The following is a 3,232-nucleotide window of genomic DNA, read 5'->3' on the forward strand; positions in this document are numbered from 1 at the left end:
ACAAAATACTTTTCCCGGGTTATTACTTCTTTAACCACCTCCATACTCTCCTCTGTCCTGATCCGTTCCGATTTACTTATTTCACTTGTTAAAACTAACTGGTCTTCGATTTCTTCTATTCGTGTTGTTTCGCTAAAATCATGTACAAAATAGCGATCGTTCCGATCATAATACCTACTGGCAGCTTGCCCCACCACCAACACTTTGGTGTGATCACCTGAAAACAAAATCAACTCATAATGCCCTTCCAATCCTCCATCAGCAGGATTTCGAACTACTACATACACTAAAAGTCCTTTTACTACAGATGTTTCTACTTTCCCAACAGAATAATAACGTACTCCTTTTTCAAAATCTGTATACTTTTCTGAAAAAAGGGTAGTCACCTCATTCATTGGCAGAGTTGGATTGGCTTCAAACTCAATCTCAACACTATAACGGTCATCATATCCAGCTACCGGAAAGTAATCCAGCGGAGTATCAAAAGGTAATTCCAGAAAGGAAAAATGATCTTTCAAAGCGATATAATCTCCTTGCCCAAAGGCTATATTCCCAAGAAAAAATAATACTACAGCAGATAAATATTTCATGTGAAAAAGGTACTCTATTTATTCTTCAAAAATAGACTCTCTTTTAAGATATTTACAATAGGGCGAACATCTTATATTTAAAGCTATCGCGGAACTGTGAAATACTCTTCTTTTAACAAAAAAGTCCGGTAATTAACCGGACTTTTTCATCTGTTTTTAATCTCTTTTCATTAGCGAAGTAATGTAACGTGTCCTATTTGTTCAACTCGTTGGGCATTTTGAAGATCTCCTACCATAATTTTCCAGATATACACACCGTCTTCCACCTCTACACCTCCATAAGTTCCATTCCATCCCACCTCTGTATTGTGTGATTCAAACAGTACTTCTCCCCACCGGTTAAAAATTAACAACGTATAATCATACGGATCATACCCTGAATAAAAGACCGGCATAAACACCTCATTTACTCCTTTTCCATCAGGCGTAAAGGCATTTGGCACATAAAAAATCAATTCATTACCAATTGTTACCGGCATTGTTATTGAATCTATACAACCGTATGCTGAAGTAGCCACTAAAGTCACAAGATATTCTCCGGGACCGTGATCCGGAAACAGGTGTTGTACATTCTCTAAATTTGAATCTTCAGACCCATCCCCAAAACTCCACTGATACGCTTCTGCTCCGGAAGAGAGATTCGTGAAATATACAGATGGCGTAATAAATGAAGGATCTTTTGGTGTAGAACTAAAATTTGGATTCGGTAGAGGTTCTACACAAATATAGTCACTCACCATTTGGGTTGTCACACACCCAAATGAACTTATCGCCTCAACTTCTGCATCTATACATCCCAGCCAATTTGCAGTGATCGTTCCAGGAGCACAAGAAGAACTTGTCAAACCATTAGAGAATGTCCATAGTACCGTGTTATCCGAATCTGTTGCACACGAAATCTCTACCTCATCTCCTAAACAAACTCTATGAGGAGTCGACAACGAAATTTCAGGTACAGGGTGAGCATCTAAAATAATGTTATCACTGACCTGACAACCATTCGCATCAAAGATAGTCACATCATATTGCCCTACTCCCAAACCGGATAGCGAAGAGTTATTCCCGGGAGGATTATGCCAGACAATTGTGTAGGTAGGTGTTCCTCCGCCAAAAACAACCTCTATCGTTCCATCCTCATTATTCTCACAACTAACCGGCATTCCAAAGTAATCTGTCAATGTATTTATATCCGTAAAAAGAGGACCCGGATCACTCAATACTACTGTAGATGTTGACTGGCAACCATTCACATCCGTAACCACAACCGTATAAGTTCCTGCTCCTAAACCGGAAACACTTTGTGTGCTCCCCACGCTTTGTCCTCCTGCATCGATCCACATATAAGTAAAAGGTCCCGTACCACCCACAACCACAACCGTTGCTGAACCATCTGTTGCATTATAACAACTAATATCCTGACCATTATAATCAGAGGTCACAGTACTATTTACCTGTAATTCTTCCGGCTCTTCTACGATCACCTGATCTGCAAACTGACACCCATTGGCATCGGTAATCAACACAGTATACAGACCTTCTAAAAGCCCTGAAACTGACTGTGTATTACTTACCAGTACATTACTGGAATTGGTCCATTCATAAGTATAAGGAGCAACTCCTCCTGAAGGAGTACTTGTTACACCTCCGTCTGAAGCTCCAAAACAAGATATGTCTTCTCCGTTGTAATTTGTTGTTACTTGCGAAACTGTATTTAAGGGAGCGGGAGATTGTATTGTTATGGTTGTAGAAGTCGTACAACCATTCTGATCCATTACTGTTACAGTATACACCCCTGCGCTTAAACTTCCTGCATTCGGAAGTGTACTTACTACGTTTCCTCCTGCATCCGTCCAGGCATAAACATACCCCGGAGTCCCCCCGTTAACTGTAGCCATCACCACACCATCCGACGCCCCTGCACAACTTATATCTTCTCCATTATAATCTGAAATAACCTGAGCTGAAACAGTAATAACTGGAGGCTCCGATAAAGTTATTGTCCCAGGTAATGTACACCCGTTAACATCAGTAATCACAACAGAATAAGCTCCCGCCGGAACACCGGAAAGATCTTCCGTTACAGCACCATTATCCCATGAGTAAGTATACCCGGGAGTACCTCCGTTGACTGACAAATTGATACTTCCATCGCTGGCTCCATTACACGAGACATTCCAGCCACCAGTAAAAATTGTAGCCGTCATTGTTTCTGTTATTACCGGAGGTTCAGTTAATGATACTGAAGAAATAATAACACAACCATTCGCATCCGTTACAGTTACATTATAAGCTCCTGCCGAAACACCGGAAAGATCTTCTGTACCAGCTCCATTATCCCAAACATACGTGTAACCAGGTGTACCACCTCCTATCGTTAAATCTACCGAACCATCGCTCGCGCCATTACACGAGACATTCCAGCCCCCCGGAAATACTGCCGCAGTGCTATTCTCTGTTAATATTGGTGGTTCTGTAAGTGTAATCGATGAAGTAATAACACAACCGTTAGCATCTGTTACGGTCACTGTATACGTTCCTGCGGACACTCCCGAAAGATCTTCTGTAATAGCTCCATTACTCCAGGCATACGTATAACCAGGTGTACCGCCTCCTATTGTCAAATCTACCGAACCGTCACTCGC

General features: G+C 41.4%; 2 protein-coding genes. Both read right to left on the reverse strand.

What is annotated here, in order from left to right:
* Positions 1 to 590: hypothetical protein (locus AC4PL9_RS03230; RefSeq protein WP_491603341.1), on the reverse strand; the 590-nt coding region annotated here is incomplete at its 3' end.
* Between the two features lie 170 nt (positions 591 to 760).
* The coding region (locus tag AC4PL9_RS03235) for a T9SS type B sorting domain-containing protein (RefSeq protein ID WP_491603342.1) at positions 761 to 3,232 on the reverse strand (2,472 nt) is incomplete at its 5' end.

This window comes from Wandonia sp. (genome assembly GCF_984588085.1).